Here is a 19,296-nt window from a genome sequence, read left to right as displayed (position 1 = left end):
ACGGTAAATTTATACGGTGGCCGCCCTGTTGACCAAGGCGACGAAAATTTCTGGTGCGGTGCAATACGCTCTTGATGGCGTTAACCCGCATTTCAATATGTTAGCTAGTGCACGCTCACTCGCAGCGCTGCTGCGGTAGCGAACGGTGCCAACGTGATACTGCCCGCCAACATGGCGCCCAGGATCGCCAGATACCCCTCTATGGGCATGCCCATAGAGGCGGCATCGATGGCTGCGGTGGAAAATATCAACACCGGGATATACAGCGGCAGCACCAGCAGGCTAAGCAGCACGCCGCCCTTGCGCAGCCCGACGGTCAGTGCCACGCCGATAGCGCCGATCAGGCTCAGCGTCGGCGTGCCCAGCAGCAGCGTAAACGCCACCGCCAGCCAGGTATTGATATCCAACGACAGCAGCAGCGCCACCAGCGGCGACAGGATTAGCAGGGGTAGGCCTGTTACCACCCAGTGAGCACATACTTTGCCTAACACCGTCATTGGCAGCGGCGTCGGCAGCAACAGCAGTTGCTCCAGCGAGCCATCAAGAAAGTCATCGCGAAACAAGCGCTCCAGCGACAACAGCGCCGCCAGCAGCGCAGCGACCCAAATAATTCCCGGCGAAATACGCGCCAGTAACTGCGGCTCCGGCCCAATCCCTAACGGAAACAGGGTGATAACAATCAGAAAGAACCACAGCGGATTAACGATTTCCGACCCTTTGCGAAAGGCAATCTTCAGCTCGCGGCGCAATACGGTCAAAAACATCAAAGAGTCTCCATGCGATTTTCCGTCAGGCTGATTTTACCTACCGCCTGCGTTACGCCGGCCAAATCCTGATGGGTGGTCAACAATACCATGCCGCCCTGCTGCGCATGTTGCTCAAAAAGGCTAATTAATTCAGCCACGCCCTGCTTGTCGATGGCCGTCAGCGGCTCATCCAGGATCCACAACGGGCTGTCGCTGAGCCACAAACGCGCCAGGGCTACCCGGCGTTGCTGTCCGGCGGAAAGCTGCGCTACCGGTAAATCCTCATAACCCACTAACCCTACCTGCTCCAGCGCCTGCCAAATGGCCTGACGATCGGGAATGCTACTCACCGCCTGGTAAAACTGCAGGTTCTCAAAGGGCGTTAACAGGCTTTTAATCCCCGGCTGATGGCCAAGGAACAACAAATCCTGATGGTAACGTTCGCGATGGCGCAACGTATTTTGCCCATGCCAGTGGACTTCACCGCCCTCCGGCCGCGCCAGGCCGGCCAAAATGCGCAGCAGGCTGGTTTTGCCCGCGCCGTTCGGCCCTTCCACCTGAATAATATCGCCCGGTTTCACCGTAAAGCTTAACCCGCTAAACAGGGTGCGTTCATCGCGGACGCAACTCAGATTTTTAGCTTCCAGCATCGGGAGAACTCATATTTTTCTTTGGGATAGCGATCATAGCATAAGCCATCTGCGGCACGTAGCCCGCCGCAGGGCACTCAGCTACTCCAATAGGGGTAATATTGCGCCCCAGATCAATAATGCGAAGAAAAAACCGGCGGCGTTAAACTCTTGTTACTTTTTTCTGCAATTTGCGACCTGGCTTTCGGCCTACCGGTGGGCCAGCTATGCTTAATCCGTGACCCCGGCAGCAGTTTAAGGAGAGAGCAGATAATGAGCGACTCACAACAGCGCCCGAAGACGGACAGCGACGATCCTCTGCAGGTGGAGAGCAAAGAGCAAGAACAGGGCAAGAGCGAAATCGAGGTAAAGGAACAGAACCTGCCCTCACGCGCGGCGGCGGTGCATGAGCAGATCCGCATGGAGGGTGAGAAAGAGCTGGAGCGTGACTGGCTGGCCTTGCTGTGGTCGGCGGTGGCCGCCGGGCTATCGATGGGGGCCTCCCTGATGGCCAAGGGTATTTTTCACGCCCGTTTGCCGGACGACCCCAGCCGCTTCTTTATCGAGAATATTGGCTACACCTTTGGCTTTATTATCGTGATTATGGCCCGCCAGCAGCTGTTTACCGAAAACACCGTGACCGCCGTGCTACCTATCATGCACAAACCGACGCCGAGAAATTTCATCATCCTGTTTCGCCTGTGGGGCGTGGTGCTGCTCGGCAACCTGATTGGCACCGGGCTGGTGTCACTGGCGTTTATTCACATGCCGATTTTTGATGAAAACACTCGCAGCGCCTTCGTTAGCCTTTCGAAGGAAGTGATGCAAAATTCACCGTCAGAAATGTTTGCCAACGGTATTCTGGCAGGCTGGATCATCGCCACCATGGTGTGGATGTTCCCTTCCGCCGGGGCCGCCAAGATTTGGGTAATCGTCCTGATGACCTATCTGGTGGCGATCTGCGACCTGACCCATATCGTGGTCGGATCGGTAGAGATCCTTTATCTGGTGTTTAGCGGCGTGATCCCCTGGCAAGATTTTATCTACCCCTTCGCCATTCCGACGCTGGCCGGCAACATTATCGGCGGCACCTTTATCTTTGCGTTAATCAGCCATGCGCAGATCCGCAATGATATGAGCGATAAAAACAAAGCGGCGCGGCTGGAGGCAGAAAAACAGACCGCCAGGGCGAGAAAACCGTGATCGCGGTCAGCACGCACGCGAAAATCAGCGCATTTTGGCGATGGAATGAGCAAACGCACCGCTAAGCGCTTATTCTGCGGGTAAAAAAAGGTATACTGCCCCGGCAGCCTCAGGTTGCCAGCCCGCAGCGTCCCCGTAGTTAAACGGATATAACAAGCCCCTCCTAAGGGCTAGTTACTGGTTCGATTCCAGTCGGGGACACCATTAACACATCTCAGCACGTCCAAAGAATTCTATAAAATCCTTTTATAACAATAATTTTATCCATCGCGCCATCTAACAACGTCCAATACTGAAGCGAGATGAGGCCCGAAATCAATTAGCCAATGGCATCAACCCTAGTTGTAACGGCTCGCAATCGAAATCCCCCGGGCTCGCAATCAGCGCAATTTTCGGCTCAGATTAAATGACAATGAAAATCCTCCCGGGCTCACATTAAGTGACAATGAGCTCGCGTTTATCTTTTCCGGCTCGCATTCCATTTCCTTCGGCTCACAATAACTGCAAATGAAATTCGTCATATCGACAGTCCGGCAACAAAGTCACCCATCCTGTTATTTTTAATCAGAAAACCACGCAAAAAACACCCCTCAGTGACCATCGCGCTCTTCCGGGCATACGTTGTATCATTAATGGTACAACTGAGAATGGTTATCATTACATTGACGCACGGGAACTTTGTATATACAGTTTGGTTACTGTATGGATACACAGTTAATTCAACTTTTTGTTTAAGAAAAAGGAGTTCTTATGAGTGATAACAACAATGGCACCGCACCCCAACCAGGTATGGTGTGGGATGGGGCGCAGTGGGGGTGGCCGACAACAGGTGCGTGGGATGGAAATACTTTATCTGTCACTCCTGCCGGGGACGGAAAGGGAAGTAATCCGTTTAGTTCCGCTAACCCATTCGGCTCAGTTAGCCTGGATTTAGGAAATGCGATTAGTGGATATGATTCCTGGGAAGTCGGCGACTATCTGCAAAAGCTCTGGCATGAAGAACAAGAACGGCTGAAGCGGGAAAGAGAAGCAGCGGAAGCCAAACAAAAAGCGGAAGAGACAGCGAGAAAAGAAGCTGAAGACAGCGCCCGCGCACAGGCCGAAGCCGAATTTAAAGCCAGAGCGGAAGCTGAAGCCAAAGCGAATGCGACCGCGGAAGGTTCAAAAATAGGTGTGTCTGCGGCTGAAAATAAAGTGCGTGAAGCTCAGGAGCGCATTAATCAGGCCACAGAACAGATTCGTCAAAAAAATCAACAGCTGGCCTCAGCCATTCCTCCACGTGACGAGAAAAAAACGCTGGTTTCGATGCTCACGGAAATGTATCAACTTGACCCGACCTATCTGGGGCAACTGGATGAGGAGGATGGAAAACTGAAAAATCTCCAGAATCAGGTTGATATCGCCACGGCTGAATTAAATGCAGCACAGCAAGCGCTTAATCAGGCTAACGTCGATAAAGGGCTGGCGGATATCACCCTGGAAGCTGCGCGAAAAGCCGAAGCAGATGCTCGCACCCAGGCTGAGGCTGAAGCGCGGGCCAAGGCAGAAGCAGAGACCAGAGTGAAAGCGGCGGCAGAAGCGGCGGCCCGGACTGAGGCTGAGGCGAAAGCCAAAGCGGAAGCAGAGGCCAAAGCACGCGCAGAGGCAGAGGCGAAAGCGGCGGCGGAAGCAAAAGCTAAAATTGCGGCAGAATTGGCTAAAGTTGGGGTGCATCCCGCCCCGGCATATACCCCTGAAATGGTGAAAGCAGCCAATGGCGCTATGGGGGATACAGGCTCATTGGCTTTGAGCCGTGTTCCGGGTGCGGTTCAATTTGCCGTGGCAGGCAGCGGAACGGTAATGATGGGCGGGACGCTGCCGGAGTCACTCGCGGGCACCATTGGCCGGGGACTGTCACTGGCAACCGGTGTTGCCCGTGGGTTTACCCTGGCTGCTATCTTCCATTCCACGAAGGTGGGTGTAGGGAGTGACAAGGTGCCAGGCCGCGATGTTCCCGCCTTGTTCAGCTATCCTGCCAGCATTATGCTGCCCAAAGATCACGGGCTGAAACCCGGTGGGAGTTCGGTCGATTTGCCCGCAAGGGGTCAACTGGTCATGTCAAACGGCCAATTGGCACTGAAACTGCTGAAAACCGGTGATGGTGTGCCGAAAACCGTCCAGGTATTGACGGCGGTACGTGACGAAAAAACCGGTCTGGACCGTATTACCGTGCCTGCGGTAGCAGGAGCCCCTTCACGGACGGTTTTGATTAACCCGGCTGCAGCACCGTCTGCACCCTCGAATACCGGTAATCAGGCTCCGCCGGTACCAGCAACACCGGTGCATACCGGCACCGATGTAAAGCCGGTGGAAAATATCGTGGTGACCACGTCACCGGGCGCAGAGACCGACGGGCTGCAAGATTTTATCTACTGGCAGCCTGATGCCAAGGGTACCGGCGTTGAGCCGATTTACGTGGTGTTCAGTAGCCCGCGAGACATGCCGGGGAAAGTGAGCGGCAAGGGACAGAAAGTGGGTGAAGGTTGGCTGAATAAAGCGGCTCAGGAGCTGGGTGCGCCAGTCCCCAGTCAGATTGCGGACAAGCTGCGTGGTCGGGAGTTTGCGAACTTTGATGCATTCCGCAAGGCATTCTGGCAGGAGGTGAGTAAAGATCCTGCATTAAGCAAGCAATTTGATCCCGGTAGCTTAGCCACCATGAAAAATGGGCGAGCTCCGTATGTTCGGAAGACCGAACGAGCAGGGAAAAGGGTTAAAGCTGAATTACATCATGTAAAACTGATAAAAGATGGCGGGGCTGTCTATGATGTAGATAACCTTGGTGTCGTAACCCCGAAACGACATGTTGAAATTCATTCAAGCAAGGGAGGGAAGTAACATGGCTAATAAGATGATATCTGATTATACGGAAAAAGAATTCCTCGAATTCGTAAAAGGAATTTATAACGACACCTATCCATCAGAAGAAGCGCATATTGATGCTGTTATGGAGTTTGAGAGGTTGTCTGAGCATCCGTCAGGATCGGATTTGTTATATTACCCTGAAAAGGGCAATCAAGGGCCCGAGGCTGTAGTTAAAATCATCAAGGAATGGCGCGCTAAAAACGGCAAGCCAGGTTTCAGGAAAGCCTGATCACCATAACGTCTCACTCTTTCAGCCCGGCTTAACGCCGGGCTTCTTTTTTGGGTACACCCAAAGCGTACAGTTTGGTGAGACAGTTTTTCTGTCTCATTTGGATTGTTTTTGTCTCATCTGCATGTTACGTTTTCCTCATCTAGAGTCTAACGAGACATTTTTCATAACAATGGCTTTTTACGGTTATGCCCGGGTTTCAACCAACGACCAGGATCTGGATTTGCAAATACAGACGCTTCGCGCCGCTGGCTGCGAAATCATCCGTTCAGAAAAAGCGAGCGGGACCCGCCGCGATGGACGAACTGAGCTGCAACTGTTGCTGGATTTTCTGCGGAAGGGAGACACGCTGATTGTCACGCGAGTCGATCGCTTGGCCCGTAGCATTAAAGATTTGCAGGATATCGTGTATGCCCTGAACCAGCAGGGCATTACCCTCAAGGCAACAGAACAACCTGTGGATACGCGCACCGCAGCAGGTAAGGCGTTTCTGGATATGCTGGGTGTCTTCGCTGAGTTTGAAACCAACCTGCGCCGTGAACGTCAGTTGGAAGGTATTGCTGCCGCAAAAGCCCGCGGGGTTTATCAGGGGCGCAAACCGCGCATCGATCCTGTTGAGGTCCGTCGGTTGTACGTTGAAGAGAAAATGGGCGCAACGGCGATTTCTCGCCAACTGGGGATCGGTCGAGCCTCGGTCTATCGTGTGCTGGACCGCGATGAGCAGCCAGCGTAAAACCATTCCCACCGATTCTTTGTTGCAACTGCGGCAACGGCTACCGTCTGCCACCAAAAAGTCCGGAACGCGCGGCCCAGATCACCGCGATGGCGCTACTCTATGGCATTTCCGTCACCACCGTCTATCGTACACTCCGCGCCTTCCAGAAACCTCACATTGCACACCGGCGTGATCACGGGAAACCCCGGATACTGCCGCCGTCCGAACTCGAATATTATTGTGAACTGATCGCTGCATTGAAATTACGTACCACCAATAAAGCCGGTCGTCATCTGTCCACGACGCGTGCCATTCAGTTGCTCGAAGAGCATGGTGTGGAAACGACTCAGGGGCTGGTTAAACTTCCAAAAGGGTTGTTGCGCAGGCCAACGGTTAACCGCTATTTGTCCCTGTTCCGACTCGATCACTCACGTCTGTTACGGGAGCCACCGGCAGCGCGGTTCCAGGCTGAGTGCAGTAATGACTGCTGGCAGTTCGATGTGTCGCCCTCTGATCTCAAATATATCGAATGCCCTGAGTGGATTGATCCGGCCCGCGGACAACCTACCCTGATGTTATTCAGCGTGGTGGACGATCGCAGCGGGGTGAATTACCAGGAATACCGCTGTGTGTATGGCGAAGATGCGGAGTCTGCCCTGCGCTTTCTGTTTAATGCCATGGCGCCTAAAAGTCATCCGGAGATGTCTCTCCAGGGGCGACCGAAAATGCTGTACCTCGATAATGGCCCGGTGGCGAAAAGCCATGTTTTCCAGAATGTGATGCAGGCACTGCAGATTGACTGGCAGACACATATGCCGGCAGGCAAGGATGGCACCCGCACCACCACCCGGTCAAAAGGCAAGGTAGAACGCCCGTTCCGTCAAAGAAGCCCACGAAACGCTGTATCATTTTCATAAGCCGGAGACCGAACAGCAGGCGAATGAATGGCTCTGGAACTACCTGATACGCTATAACGCACAACGACATCGCAGCGAAAAGCATTCCCGTGAGGAAGATTGGCTGATGCATTTGCCACCAAAGGGAGTGCAGGACATGTGCACCTGGGAGCAGTACTGTCGCTTTGCCCGGGAGCCGGAGTCTCGCAAGGTGGGTATCGATGCCCGCATAACGATTGACGGGACAGCTTACGAAGTCGAACCCGACATGGCGGGTGAAACCGTTATCCTGCTGTGGGGCCTCTTTGATGACGAAATGTTCGTGGAGTTTGACGGTGAAAAGTGGGGGCCTTATTTTCCTGTTTCCGGCCCGATACCTCTGCACCGCTATCGGGCATTCAAACGCGGAAAAGCAGCGGGGCGGGCAGACCGTATCCAGTCATTGGCTCGGCAACTGAACTTACCTATCAGCGCCCTGTCCGGTTGTGACCTCAAACTGGTGGCCGATAGCGTTCAGAGCTCGCGGGTGTTGCCACATCAACCCTTCGAGTCCACAGCGTTTGAATACTGTTTTCCTACCCCGGAGGCAGCGAAGCTGGCTATTGTGGCTGATCTGGCCACACCGCTGGCGAAATTATCGGATGAAGACAAGGCGTTTATCGACCAGGTACTGACAGACACGCTGATCCGCAGCGAGGTATTTGCCCGGGTCAGGGAGTATTTCCGCAACACCCAATCAGGAGAGGATCATGCGGGTTGAGGTAATGGAACATTATGGACTGGCGCAACCAATCGATCAGGCCGGTTACTATGAGACGGCTCACCATAAGCAGCTTATCAAGGATATCCGCGGTGCTATCCACGAAGGCCGGTTAATTGCCGTTTGTGGTGTAGTTGGCAGCGGCAAGACAGTCACTCTGCGGCGTTTGCAGCAGCGTCTCAGGGAGGAAAATAAAAGTGAGTTTCTGGTGCTGAATTCACACATATCAGATAGAGAAAAAATGCTGCTACATAACTCTCTAAAAAATCTAAAGTGACCAAAATTGCACTACACCGCACCCGCCTGCACACTTTGGATCGTAAAATTTTTTCAGTTTTATTTTTCTACAAACCAACACGCCAACACGCCAACACGCGCCACGCCTGGGCTTCTGAGAAAAATCCCCAACTGAAAAGTTTGAAAAAAATTTCAGTATTTTTCAGTTTCAGCCTCCAGACACACTACCTCGAGATGAATTAAGATATTGATTAAATTGAATTATTTTATTTTACGCGAAAGTGCAGGGAAAAAATAAAACCAGCGGCACACAGAAAGAAAACACAAAAGCCACGCAGGGCGCGGCTTTGCGGGTATTGCAGAAAATAGTCCAACTGAAAAAGGTGGTAAACCAAACGCTCTACATGCCTCCTACGCCTTGGCCTGTAATGCCATTATTGACCCGCCACGTAATTGGCATTCCTACGCCGCGTAACGATCGGTTTTGTGGGGTTGGGCACACTGGCCTTTGCCTCTTGTATTTCTTTCTCCTGGGCCGCTTTAAACCACCCAATAGTGTCAGCCCGTTCATCCGGGGTAATCCCCTTAAGCAAACTCTGTATCATCTGCCCGTGCGCCAATGCACTAGGACATAAGGTATGAGAAAACGTCACATTAGCTACAAACCGGTGACCACACTCTGGATTGCTGCATGTGCAGTACACATCTGCAAGCATCTTATGCTTACGGTTTGTCTTAGAGACCCCCACTATCGAAATCCGCAAAAACCGCGCCACACAAGGCCTTAAGCCATTTTCGTCGTCTAAATACTTCGCTGTTATCAGCATGATGCGTGAGCACTGCCCACAATCTGGCACAGCTTCCAGGATTAAAGGTATAATCGCAGATACTATTTACTCGATTTTAGAAACGAACATGACAAAACTCACATTACAAGAGCAGATGCTTAAAGCCGGATTGGTCAACAGCAAGAAACTGGCGAAAGTGCAAAAAACCGCTAAAAAATCACGCGTTCAGGCTCGTGAGGCCAGAGAGGCGGTCGAAGTCAATAAAAAGGCACAAATCGAACGTGATAAACAGCTGAGTGAGCAACAAAAGCAAGCTGCCCTGTCTAAAGAGTATAAGGCTCAGGTAAAGCAGTTAATTGAAATGAACAGGATCGTTATTTCAAAAGGAAATATCAGCTATAACTTCACAGACAATAATTTAATTAAAAATATCAATGTGGATAAAGCGACTCAAACTCAGCTAATTAATGGTCGTCTCGCCATTGCGCGTCTGGTTGCGGAGAATGGCGTTGATAGCGAATACGCGATTATACCCGCGATCGTGGCCGATAAAATTGCGCAACGCGATGCGAGCAGCATTGTGTTAAATGCAGCGCTTAGTCAGGAGGCACAAGACGAAGAAGATCCTTATGCCGACTTTGTTGTTCCTGATGATTTGATGTGGTAGGGAAAAAGCACGTATTGCTATCACGCACCTGCCATATATCACGGCAGATTAGTTTAGGGCAATGGGCTGTGACCATTGCCTTACCTCAAAAGCCCCGATTCTCACAGTCATCCAAGAATAAATCGAATTTTAGTTCCACTGATTAAAATGTTAATATTACTCTATCTCGCGAATGGAGTAATAGCATGTTCCCCAACAAGAAATATTCACAACGGGCCAATCCGCTAACCAGCTATCAATTTTCACGGTTGCATACCTTTGAATGCGTCGCCCGTCATCTCTCCTTTTCATTGGCGGCGGAAGAACTGTCAATTACTCCCAGCGCTGTAAGTCACAGAATAAACCTGCTTGAAAAAGAGCTGGGCTTTCTTTTATTTCAACGTTTTCACCGCAGAATTACGCTCACACCGGAAGGTGAGCGGATGCAATGGTCGTTAAGCAACTCCTTCGGTGCACTGACTCAGGAAATTCTTGATATTAAAAACCGTGAGCTGACGGGGACCCTGACCATTTATTCCCACCCCTCCATCGTCCAATGCTTGCTGATTCCGCGGATCGGCGAGTTTATTGCCCAGTATCCCACCATTCATTTGAACATTCTCACCGGGCAGGAGAATATCAATCTGGCCAACCGGGGCGTTGATTTAGCACTGTACTTTGGGCTTCTGCCGTCAGGTAAACAGCTGGACGAAACCTTTATGTCGGAGTCCATGGTGCCGATCTGCACTGCGCAATACGCCAAAACGCATGACCTCTACAATGCTCCTGAAAACCTGGCGCACTGTACCCTGTTGCATGACCGGTATAATTCGGGTGAAGACGAATGGCTGACCTGGGCACAACATTTTGATTTAGGGCTGGATACCGACAGCAAAAGCATGGAGTTCGATCGCTCAGATTTGGCGGTGCTGGCGGCGACTCAACACCTTGGCGTCGCCATGGGCCGGCTTAATCTGGTGCAAGACTGGATCAAAAGCGGTGAACTGATTATCCCCTTTACCAACATGACCCTGCCCTGCGAACACTGCTATTTTGTGTCGACCATATCCGAACGTCAGTGGCCGAAAATTATCGCCTTCAAACAGTGGATGATGAAAATAGAACCTCTGGTCTGATTGCCAGAGGCATTGGCCGGTGGTTTAAAAATGATTACCAAGTCTTGGGAGTATAAGAAAATTCAAGTGCGCAGCTGTATAACTGCCCGGCCTTTGAGTAATAAATATGCTTGCGGCTGTTATCCCATACCACAGTATAGTTATTGGAAAACTTTATTATCTCGACCGGCGTCTGGTTAGATAACCGACCGCGCTTAGTGCTTTTCACCACAAAAAAATCGCCATTATCACTGAGCGTGATTAAAGGATAACCCCAGGCATATTTCGATATTTGCATCGTAATGGTAAATTGACTTTCACAGACTATTTGATAGGTATTAACATCTACATCCATAATTTATATTTTAGGTACAATCCCTCTATTGAGATAAAACAAATAAGAACAGCTCACGACAATTAATCCTAAAACGATCAGCACAGAACCCAATACAAACTCAATCTGCAGCGGCTCACCCAATATCACCACGCCGGCTAATATCCCAAAAATGGGCGTCATAAAGGTCAGAATACCCAACGAGGACGCCTGATAATGACGCAGCAGAGAGAACCAGATTAAATAGCTGATAAAAGAGACCACCAGCGTTTGGAATATCAGGCTACTCCAGGCCAGCGTGCTCAAAGTGAAATGAACGTTTTCCGTAGTTATCGCCAACAGAGATAGCAAAATGCAGGCTCCCGAGAGCTGGAATAACAGGGTCTGTTTTGACGAGCAGTTTGCCAGCCCGGTGGTGCGAATGACGATGGTCGAGCCGCCCCAGGACATGCCCGCCAGCAGGCCGTAAATATCACCACGCAGTTGGCTTTCTGCGCCCGAACTATCACTCATGCCAGAAATGGCCAGCACCACACCGCCGAAGGCGATGGCAATACCGAGCCACTGTATCAACGAAAGCCGTTCATGCCGAATAACAAAATGCAGCCCGATGGCGGAGAATAAAGGTGCGGTATACAAAAATACCGCCATGTGCGACGCGCTGGTATGGCGCAAACCTTCGGAGACGAAAAAGAACTCCAACGCGAACAGCCCCCCAACGCACAGGCCTGCTAACAGCGTGGGGCGATCGAAAACGAACTTTTCGCTTCGGTAGCGCGCCAGGAGGTAAACCGCCAGGGCGGCAATGCCCGATCGAATGGCGATTTGCAGCACGGCAGAAATGTCCGGCTCGGCGGCCTTGATCGCCACCTGCTGCAGCCCCCATATGGCGCATATCATCATCATGGCGGCGGCAGCCCTGCTGTCTATGTTGTTTCTGGCACTCATCACACCACCTCAAACCGCATAAATAAAAACGCATCCATCCCTCACCGCTAATAAAAAGGTGATGGATAAATCTGAGAAAAATATAAAAGGTTAGTCTTTATAAACCACTATTTCCTGATACATCTTAATGACTTCATTATCACTGTCGACTTCACCGGTATATTCCGTTTGTTGCGCCACATGGGTCACCTTCCAGCCCCGATTGGCCAACTCAGGGATGGTGAGGCGACCAATATCACGACAGGTAAAAACCGTGTCATCACTCAGCCTAAGATTACCAATACTTGCATAATCATAAGCTTGCGACTGACAAACGTGCGACTCGGCCGCCATCAAGGGTAATGGCAACAGACCGACAATCAGCATTAAACACTTTTTCATAGCCATCTCCATGATCTTTATTAGCCTTATCCATTTTGCAGATATCACCCTGGTTAATTACGCTATATCCGCTTATTTAAATATCGCTCTGCGTGATGAAATTACACGATATATGCCATTCACTGACAAGTGAAAAATATAAACCTTCGTGTTAGCTGAATTCATCCGAACATCATCGTCATTGCTGCGCCATTAAGTTTAGTTTTTACACCGCCTGGCGGCATCGCGGCACTTCCCTGCTGACAGTTACAGAAAAAACCAATAATTAGCAGGAAAAGTAACTTTTTGTGACGCACATTGTGTTACATATGCCTTTCGCTTTACCCACGCTAAAAGCAATGAAAACGCTCAGAAAATTTCCTGAGCAAATCACTGATGCCAGTAGGTTCAGTGAGGTCGGCAAGTACACACAGGGATAAAAAATGACATACAAATTGCGCGCATTAACCCAGGCAATTGCTCTGGGACTGGTAGTTGGCAGTGCTTCTTTCGCCGCCCAGGCTGAAATTACCCTGCTAAAGCAGGATCCACAGGCGGGCGATCCGCTGAGCCGTCTTAATTTTACCGTCGGCGGCAGCATCCGTCCGCAGTTCAACAATATGACCGGCGATGGTGATAAAGGCTCTTACAAACGTAACGGTTTTGACGGCGGAACCCGCTTCCGCTTCGCCGCCGATTACTACCTGTTCGACGACATTAGCTGGATCAGCTACTACGAACTGGGGGTGAATATCCCTGCGCTGTTCAACTGGGATAACCACTATGCAGAGGGTGCCAACAACACCAGCCGCCGCATGTTGTACACCGGTTTGAAAAGCAAAACCTGGGGACAATTGACCTTTGGCCAACAAAACAGCGTGTACTACGACGTGGTTGGCGCCAAAACCGATATCTGGGATTACGACATGCTGGCCCAGGCTCCGGGGAACGGCATCAACGGGGATTACGACGGATCTTACCGTTCACGTAAAATGCTGAAGTACAAAAATACCTTCGGCGATGCGGATGTGTATGCCTCTTACCTGTTCAGCGATAACGAGTACCTGCCGGGTAATGGCCTGCGCTACAGGCGCGAGGGCGGCGGTTCATTGGGTGTGGATTACCACCTGACGCCGGACCTGACCTGGGGTACCGCGTGGAACTATACCCGCGCCGAAATGCGTGACCCTGCCACCCACGCTTCGAAAGATTATGATCAGAACATCCTGGGTACCGCGCTGAGCTGGAAACCGGATAACTGGACGCTGACCTTTGGCGGCGGCTGGTACAACAACTTCCTGACCACCAAAAAAGCCAACGTTAACGACTACTTCGCCGGTGACGCCTGGGGTATTGAATATCTGGCCGGTTACACCGTGCCGGTAGGGCAATATGCGGTGAAATCCGTCATGCCGTACTTTATGGGCGACCGTTTGCAGTACGTCAGTGGCCGTGACTATCAGCGTATTGATAACGGCCTGGGTGTGACCGTGCAGTTTGATTACGGTTTCCGCGTCGATGTGGAACACGTGCTGACGTCAAGCACCGACAACCTCGGCGATATGACGCTGGTGCGTCTGCGTTACGACTTCTAATCGCTGCCGACGTAAAAAAGGCCGCTTCTGCGGCCTTTTCCATTAATGAGGCGACATCAGAATCCGCCGCGTGCCGAACGGCCCACCGCTTCGCCCAACTGCCACACTGCCATCGCATAATGGGTACTGTGGTTGTAGCGGGTAATGGTGTAGAAGTTGGGTAAACCGTACCAATACTGGTAGCTGGTCCCCATATCCAGGCGCAGCAGGCTGGCCTCCTGATTGCCACCAAGCGACCCTTGCGGCGTCAGCCCAGCCTCTGACAAACTGGCAACCGAATAGCGGGTTTTAAAGCCATTTTCCAACCCCGGTGCCTGGCCGCTGGCCGGTACGGCCACAGGTTCACCCCTGGCCCAGCCGTGTGCTTTAAAGTAGTTGGCAACGCTGCCGATGGCATCCACCGGATCCCACAGGTTTACGTGGCCGTCACCGTTGAAGTCAACCGCATAACTCTTGAATGAGGACGGCATAAACTGACCGTAACCCATAGCACCGGCAAAGGAGCCCCGCAGTTCCAGCGGATCATCCCCTTCGGTACGTGACATTAACAAGAAGGTTTCCAGCTCGCCGGCAAAGTAATCGGCACGGCGCGGATAGTCGAACGCCAGGGTAGACAGCGCATCGATAATGCGGGTTTTACCCATTACACGGCCCCAACGGGTTTCAACGCCGATAATGCCGACAATAATCTCCGGCGGCACACCGTAGATCTGATAAGCACGCTGCAGCGCGTCCTGATACTGATTCCAGAACTGCACGCCGTTTTGCACGTTATCCGGCGTAATAAACTTATTGCGGTAACGCAGCCAGGAACCATTAGGCCCGGACGGTGCCTGGGTGGTTGGCGTCGGCGCCTGACGATCCATCAGTCTCAGTACGGAGTCTAACCGCTTGGCCTGGGCCAGCACGTCATGCAACTGCTGACGATCGAAACCGTGTTCCTGCACCATTTTATCGATAAAACGGGCGGTGTTCGGGTTGTTGGCAAAATCGCCCCCCAGCGGCTGACCGGAATGCGCTGGCGTCAGCAGAAAACCGCCTTTCACGGTGTTGTCCTGAGGCGTGGCTGGGGTCGACTTCGGCCCGCTGCTACAGGCAGTAAGTAAGGTAAGCAGGGGGAGAAGAACAACTAAATGACGCATCGGATATCCATATAAGCCAGGCCAGTGATAGGTGTGGGTTATGTTAATCCATTGTCAGGTACGAACAAACTGGATTATGTCGCCGGTCACACTGCCAAGAGTCAAAACTCTAAAAAACGTGATGAGAAGCACAGAAACAACGAATGACTTAGGGTAAGTAGCGGTCCCCACGGCACTCTATAACCGTTGTTAATGAGAATCGCTATCATCTCGTCAGCCGCGGCACTGGCTATCTGCGGGTCAAGCGGTCACAATGCCGCACCACTCCCGGCCCAAACAGGAAATACCATGTCTTGCCACTACCCCGCCCACTATGCCTTTGATAACGACAGCGACGCCTGGCAGATTCAGTTTCGTGATTTTCCTCAGCAGCAGGCCGCCTGCTATAAACGTGAGGACATTGAGCTGGAAGCACAGGAAAGTCTGCTGATTGCCATCGCGCTGGAAATGGAAGAAGGCCGCCCGGTACCCGCCCCTTCTCGTGCTCTGCCGGATGAGCTGGCGATCCACCTGCCGGTGCTGGTAAAACTCAAGCTCGAGTTGCATAACATTATGCTGGCCAGTGCCACCTCGAAAGCCGGCCTGGCGCGCAAACTTGGCTTTAACGCCGGCCAAATGGACCGCCTGTTGGATGTGGCCTATGCCTCCAAGGTAGAAGCACTGGAACAGGCTCTTTACCTGTTAGGGTATGAGGTACAAATCTCGGTAGCAGAGATCCGCCAGCAATAAGAAAAATATTTTATTCGGGGGCTAAATTTTCTCCATTTTTCGCCGATGTGTTCATTACCGAATCATCAAGAGCAAAAAGTGAAGGCTAAAAATGGAGTGGAGCCGCCGCAATATCTGGGCCGTAATTCTGCTGTCTTGCCTTGTCTTCTGGGCCATCCTGCTGACCGGTGCCAACGCCGTCGCCTGATCCCTTTTCATAACATCACAGCAAACACAATAATAAAGCCCGCTGAAGCGGGCTATTGCTCTTTTTACTCAATGAGAAGAGAAATAAAAATCGTTTAGAAACAGTCATGCCTGGTTAAAAAGCAGTCAAAAAGTGTGATCAAAAACACAGTATTGTAATCAGGCTGATATTGGGAGTACATTAACGCCGATCCTGTCGTGGTTCATGTTTTACCTCACGGACTTTGAAGCGCGACAACCGGATAATCTGTGGTCAAGGACGTTGTTCTTCCTATTGAAGGATCCGCCTCTCCACCATCGACTATCCACAAAATACTCAGCACAACAATCGGGATCATTGGCTTGCGAGGGACTCCAGAAGGGAGTTGTTCAGTGAAATATTTCGTATTTGGCGTTTCATTCATGTTGGTTACATGGATTGGCACCTTTATGCTGATGGTTGCATAACCAAGGCATAGCCAGGAATACAGTTCGGGAATATAGATAAAGGGGCGCACCAGCGCCCCTTTGTTGTTTCTGAATGGGGCTATTTCCCCGGCATCATGCGGCGCAAGGTGTCATCCTTGCGCAGATAATGATGGTAGAGCGCCGCCAGCGTATGTGCGCCAATGATAAAATAGCCGACGTTGGCCAGCGTTTCATGGGTCGTCTTGATCAAACGCCGCATCACCGGATCCGGTGTTATCCACTGCGGTACCTGCCAGCCCAGTAATACCCAGGTTTTCCCGCCGTAGGCCAGAGTCAGCATCCCCAATACCGGCAAGGTCAGGAATATCACGTACAGCAGCCAATGAAAGATCTTGGCCCCCACATCCTGCCACTCTTCGAGCGGCGGAGTGGTAGCCGGTGTGCCATACCGCCGACGCAATCCCAACCGAACCAACATCAGTAAAAAGACGGCCACACCAAAGTTGAAATGCAGATTTTTTATCAATGGAGCCATGTCATCCGGCACCGAATCCTTCAGCAGCATCGCCGCGTAAGTCAGGATCACCATCAACAGCGTCAGCCAGTGCAAGACGATTTGCGATTTCGCGTAACGGTTCCCCATATACTCCCCCGATAAATAAAGAAAATCTTATTAGAGAATAGTGGGTAAATAATGAAGAAAACCTTGGAGGCAAGAAAAAAACCGGCGTGAATACGCCGGCCTGACGTCATTACTTGGTTGTTGCCGGGCTGCTCTTGGCCGGTTTGATCAGTCCATCAGCCCGGAACATGGCTTTGATACCGCGAACTGCCTGACGGATACGATCCTGATTTTCTATCAGCGCGAAACGCACGTGGGTGTCACCGTAGTCACCAAAGCCGATGCCCGGAGATACGCACACCTTGGCTTCCGCCAACAGACGTTTGGCAAACTCCAGTGAACCGAGATGCGCATAAGGCTCGGGAATTTTGGCCCAGACGTACATCGCCGCTTTCGGGTTCTCCACCATCCAGCCCGCTTCATGCAGCCCTTTTACCAGCACATTTCGCCGCTGACGGTACTGTTCCGCAATATCCCGCACGCACTGCTGATCGCCTTCCAACGCGGCGATGGCAGCCACCTGCAACGGGGTGAAGGTACCGTAATCGTGATAACTCTTAATCCGTGCCAGCGCATTGACCAGCTCCGGGTTACCAACCATAAAGCCGATACGCCAGCCCGCCATATTGTAGCTTTTCGACAGGGTGAAAAACTCGACCGCGATATCCTTGGCACCCGGCACCTGCATAATCGAGGGCGCTTTCCAGCCGTCGTAAACGATATCGGCATAGGCCAGATCGTGGACTACCAGCACGTCGTACTGTTTGGCCAGCGCGACCACGCGTTCAAAGAAGTCCAATTCTACGCACTGGGCGGTCGGGTTTGACGGGAAACCGAGGATCATCATTTTCGGGCGCGGAATGGTTTCACGGATGGCGCGCTCCAGCTCACCAAAGAAATCCACTCCCTCCACCAGCGGTACCGAACGCACCTGAGCACCGGCAATCACCGCACCGTAAATGTGGATCGGATAGCTCGGATTCGGCACCAACACGGTATCACCGTGGTCGAGCGTCGCCAGCATCAGGTGTGCCAGCCCTTCTTTTGAACCTATGGTAACAATGGCTTCGCTTTCGGGATCGATCTCCACCTGGTAGCGATCGGCATACCAGCGTGAAATGGCACGGCGCAAACGCGGGATACCCCGCGAAGTGGAGTAGCCATGGGTATCGTCACGCTGGGCAACGGTACAGAGCTTTTCCACAATATGCGGCGGGGTTGGCCCGTCGGGGTTGCCCATGCTGAAATCGATGATATCCTCGCCACGACGGCGCGCAGCCATCTTGAGTTCGGCGGTGATGTTGAATACGTAAGGAGGAAGACGTTCAATACGCGTGAAACGGCGTTGCGGACTTTTATCAGCCATAGATACCTCGAAGAGACGTTAGCGCCCGGACCATCCGAGCGACGCTGGCCAACCTAAAGATTGACCGGATATTGAACATATCCCAGCCTCGGCAGGCTTGTCGATACCCGGCACAACTTTTTTATTTTCCGGCCTTAAATTCCCTCGCCAGCAGCCCGAACTGCCAGTCATCGCACCACTGCCCCGCCAGCCGATAGTTATCACGCAGCGTACCTTCCAGCAGAAAGCCACAGGACTCCAGCAACCGACGCGAGGCGATATTGCCTGCGGTTACCGTCGCAGTCAGCTTATGGAAACCGCAGGCGTTAAAACCAAAATCCAGCACCGCACGCAATGATTCCTTGCCATAGCCCTTACCTTGCGCGGACGGCAGCAAGGCGTAACCCACTTCCGCCTGTTGATTAGGCTGCCACATCGGACGAAAACCGGTGATGCCAGCCACTTCTCCGCTTTCTTTCTCGCGCAACACCAGGCACAACCATTGATCCAAATGCTTGTCCCAGGTTGGCAGACGGGCCTCGAAACGACTGATGATGCCCTCATCGCTGTACGGGTCGGAGATGTAACGGATCACCTCAGGATCCTGATACAGGCTTAAAAACAGCGGCCAGTCGTCGGCCGTCAACGACTCCAGGGTCAAACGTTCAGTGACCAACTTCATTGCTTCTGTCTCCTAAAAACGGGAATTTCCGAAAAACGAAAATGAGGAAGTTACGAATGAAAGATATCCCTTTATTTTCC

Annotated in this window: 18 protein-coding genes, 1 tRNA gene and 2 pseudogenes; 12 read left to right on the top strand and 9 right to left on the bottom strand. The window is 51.9% G+C overall.

The window, feature by feature from the left end:
* Positions 1–104: 104 nt before the first annotated feature.
* Both ccmB and ccmA read right to left on the bottom strand, forming a co-directional pair.
* Entirely contained in the window at positions 105–764 is a 660-nt protein-coding gene (gene ccmB, locus OCH02_RS00525; protein ID WP_174353914.1) for a heme exporter protein CcmB, read from the bottom strand.
* Entirely contained in the window at positions 764–1,396 is a 633-nt protein-coding gene (gene ccmA / locus OCH02_RS00520; protein ID WP_261429229.1) for a cytochrome c biogenesis heme-transporting ATPase CcmA, read from the bottom strand. Before ccmA ends, ccmB begins: the two co-directional genes overlap by 1 nt.
* Before the next feature lie 252 nt (positions 1,397–1,648).
* On the opposite strand from ccmA, the gene OCH02_RS00515 reads away from it, so the two are divergent.
* The 7 genes and pseudogenes from OCH02_RS00515 to OCH02_RS00485 all read left to right on the top strand — a co-directional run.
* Entirely contained in the window at positions 1,649–2,578 is a 930-nt protein-coding gene (locus OCH02_RS00515) for a formate/nitrite transporter family protein (protein WP_261429228.1), read from the top strand.
* A 129-nt stretch (positions 2,579–2,707) separates the two neighbouring features.
* Positions 2,708–2,782 (top strand) — tRNA-Arg (locus OCH02_RS00510).
* A gap of 546 nt (positions 2,783–3,328) precedes the next feature.
* A complete protein-coding gene (locus OCH02_RS00505; protein ID WP_261429227.1) occupies positions 3,329–5,452 on the top strand; it encodes an S-type pyocin domain-containing protein in 2,124 nt (707 codons plus the stop codon).
* A 1-nt stretch (position 5,453) separates the two neighbouring features.
* Entirely contained in the window at positions 5,454–5,708 is a 255-nt protein-coding gene (locus OCH02_RS00500) for a bacteriocin immunity protein (protein WP_261429226.1), read from the top strand.
* A gap of 172 nt (positions 5,709–5,880) precedes the next feature.
* Positions 5,881–6,441, top strand: coding sequence for a recombinase family protein (locus OCH02_RS00495; protein WP_261429224.1), 561 nt, complete (start codon positions 5,881–5,883; stop codon positions 6,439–6,441).
* Positions 6,425–8,079: pseudogene (locus OCH02_RS00490) on the top strand (IS481 family transposase). Before OCH02_RS00495 ends, OCH02_RS00490 begins: the two are co-directional and overlap by 17 nt.
* Positions 8,069–8,329, top strand: a pseudogene (locus OCH02_RS00485) (AAA family ATPase); the annotation flags it as partial. The pseudogenes OCH02_RS00490 and OCH02_RS00485, both read left to right, overlap by 11 nt.
* Before the next feature lie 421 nt (positions 8,330–8,750).
* On the opposite strand, the gene OCH02_RS00480 reads toward OCH02_RS00485, so the two are convergent.
* Positions 8,751–9,032, bottom strand: coding sequence for an ogr/Delta-like zinc finger family protein (locus tag OCH02_RS00480; RefSeq protein WP_261430774.1), 282 nt, complete (start codon positions 9,030–9,032; stop codon positions 8,751–8,753).
* 199 nt (positions 9,033–9,231) lie between these two features.
* Here OCH02_RS00480 and OCH02_RS00475 point away from each other — a divergent pair, with 199 nt between their 5' ends.
* Positions 9,232–9,771: a DUF2058 domain-containing protein gene (locus OCH02_RS00475; RefSeq protein WP_261429222.1), complete on the top strand. Its 540-nt coding sequence runs from the start codon at positions 9,232–9,234 to the stop codon at positions 9,769–9,771.
* 185 nt (positions 9,772–9,956) lie between these two features.
* Positions 9,957–10,886 carry a DNA-binding transcriptional regulator DsdC gene (gene dsdC / locus OCH02_RS00470; protein WP_261429220.1) on the top strand — a complete coding sequence of 310 codons (930 nt, stop codon included), beginning with the start codon at positions 9,957–9,959 and terminating at the stop codon, positions 10,884–10,886.
* 337 nt (positions 10,887–11,223) lie between these two features.
* On the opposite strand, the gene OCH02_RS00465 is transcribed toward dsdC, so the two are convergent.
* A complete protein-coding gene (locus OCH02_RS00465; protein ID WP_261429218.1) occupies positions 11,224–12,147 on the bottom strand; it encodes a DMT family transporter in 924 nt (307 codons plus the stop codon).
* A 90-nt stretch (positions 12,148–12,237) separates the two neighbouring features.
* Positions 12,238–12,528, bottom strand: a complete 291-nt coding sequence (locus OCH02_RS00460) for a hypothetical protein (protein ID WP_261429217.1) — start codon at positions 12,526–12,528, stop codon at positions 12,238–12,240.
* A gap of 422 nt (positions 12,529–12,950) precedes the next feature.
* On the opposite strand from OCH02_RS00460, the gene OCH02_RS00455 reads away from it, so the two are divergent.
* The gene (locus tag OCH02_RS00455; RefSeq protein ID WP_261429215.1) at positions 12,951–14,102 is read left to right on the top strand and encodes a porin; all 1,152 of its coding nucleotides are present in this window, start codon (positions 12,951–12,953) and stop codon (positions 14,100–14,102) included.
* Between the two features lie 56 nt (positions 14,103–14,158).
* Here OCH02_RS00455 and mltB read toward each other — a convergent pair whose 3' ends face one another.
* Entirely contained in the window at positions 14,159–15,244 is a 1,086-nt protein-coding gene (mltB, locus tag OCH02_RS00450; protein WP_261429213.1) for a lytic murein transglycosylase B, read from the bottom strand.
* A 288-nt stretch (positions 15,245–15,532) separates the two neighbouring features.
* Here mltB and OCH02_RS00445 point away from each other — a divergent pair, with 288 nt between their 5' ends.
* Together OCH02_RS00445 and ypdK are read left to right on the top strand one after the other, a co-directional pair.
* Positions 15,533–15,973, top strand: a complete 441-nt coding sequence (locus tag OCH02_RS00445) for a hypothetical protein (RefSeq protein WP_261429210.1) — start codon at positions 15,533–15,535, stop codon at positions 15,971–15,973.
* Positions 15,974–16,531: 558 nt separating this feature from the next.
* Positions 16,532–16,606 carry a membrane protein YpdK gene (gene ypdK, locus OCH02_RS00440; protein ID WP_112349011.1) on the top strand — a complete coding sequence of 25 codons (75 nt, stop codon included), beginning with the start codon at positions 16,532–16,534 and terminating at the stop codon, positions 16,604–16,606.
* Positions 16,607–16,685: 79 nt separating this feature from the next.
* On the opposite strand, the gene OCH02_RS00435 is transcribed toward ypdK, so the two are convergent.
* The 3 genes from OCH02_RS00435 to OCH02_RS00425 all read right to left on the bottom strand — a co-directional run bounded on the left by OCH02_RS00435 (position 16,686) and on the right by OCH02_RS00425 (position 19,216).
* The gene (locus OCH02_RS00435) at positions 16,686–17,210 is read right to left on the bottom strand and encodes a cytochrome b (RefSeq protein WP_261429208.1); all 525 of its coding nucleotides are present in this window, start codon (positions 17,208–17,210) and stop codon (positions 16,686–16,688) included.
* Between the two features lie 109 nt (positions 17,211–17,319).
* Positions 17,320–18,555: an alanine transaminase gene (alaC, locus tag OCH02_RS00430; RefSeq protein ID WP_261429206.1), complete on the bottom strand. Its 1,236-nt coding sequence runs from the start codon at positions 18,553–18,555 to the stop codon at positions 17,320–17,322.
* Between the two features lie 121 nt (positions 18,556–18,676).
* Positions 18,677–19,216: a GNAT family N-acetyltransferase gene (locus OCH02_RS00425; protein WP_261429204.1), complete on the bottom strand. Its 540-nt coding sequence runs from the start codon at positions 19,214–19,216 to the stop codon at positions 18,677–18,679.
* Positions 19,217–19,296: the final 80 nt, after the last annotated feature.

Origin of the sequence: Serratia quinivorans, from assembly GCF_946227985.1 — a bacterium.
GTDB lineage: Bacteria > Pseudomonadota > Gammaproteobacteria > Enterobacterales > Enterobacteriaceae > Serratia > Serratia quinivorans_A.
Note: the sequence above shows the minus strand (reverse complement) of the source record. Positions and strands in the feature narration are given on the sequence as shown.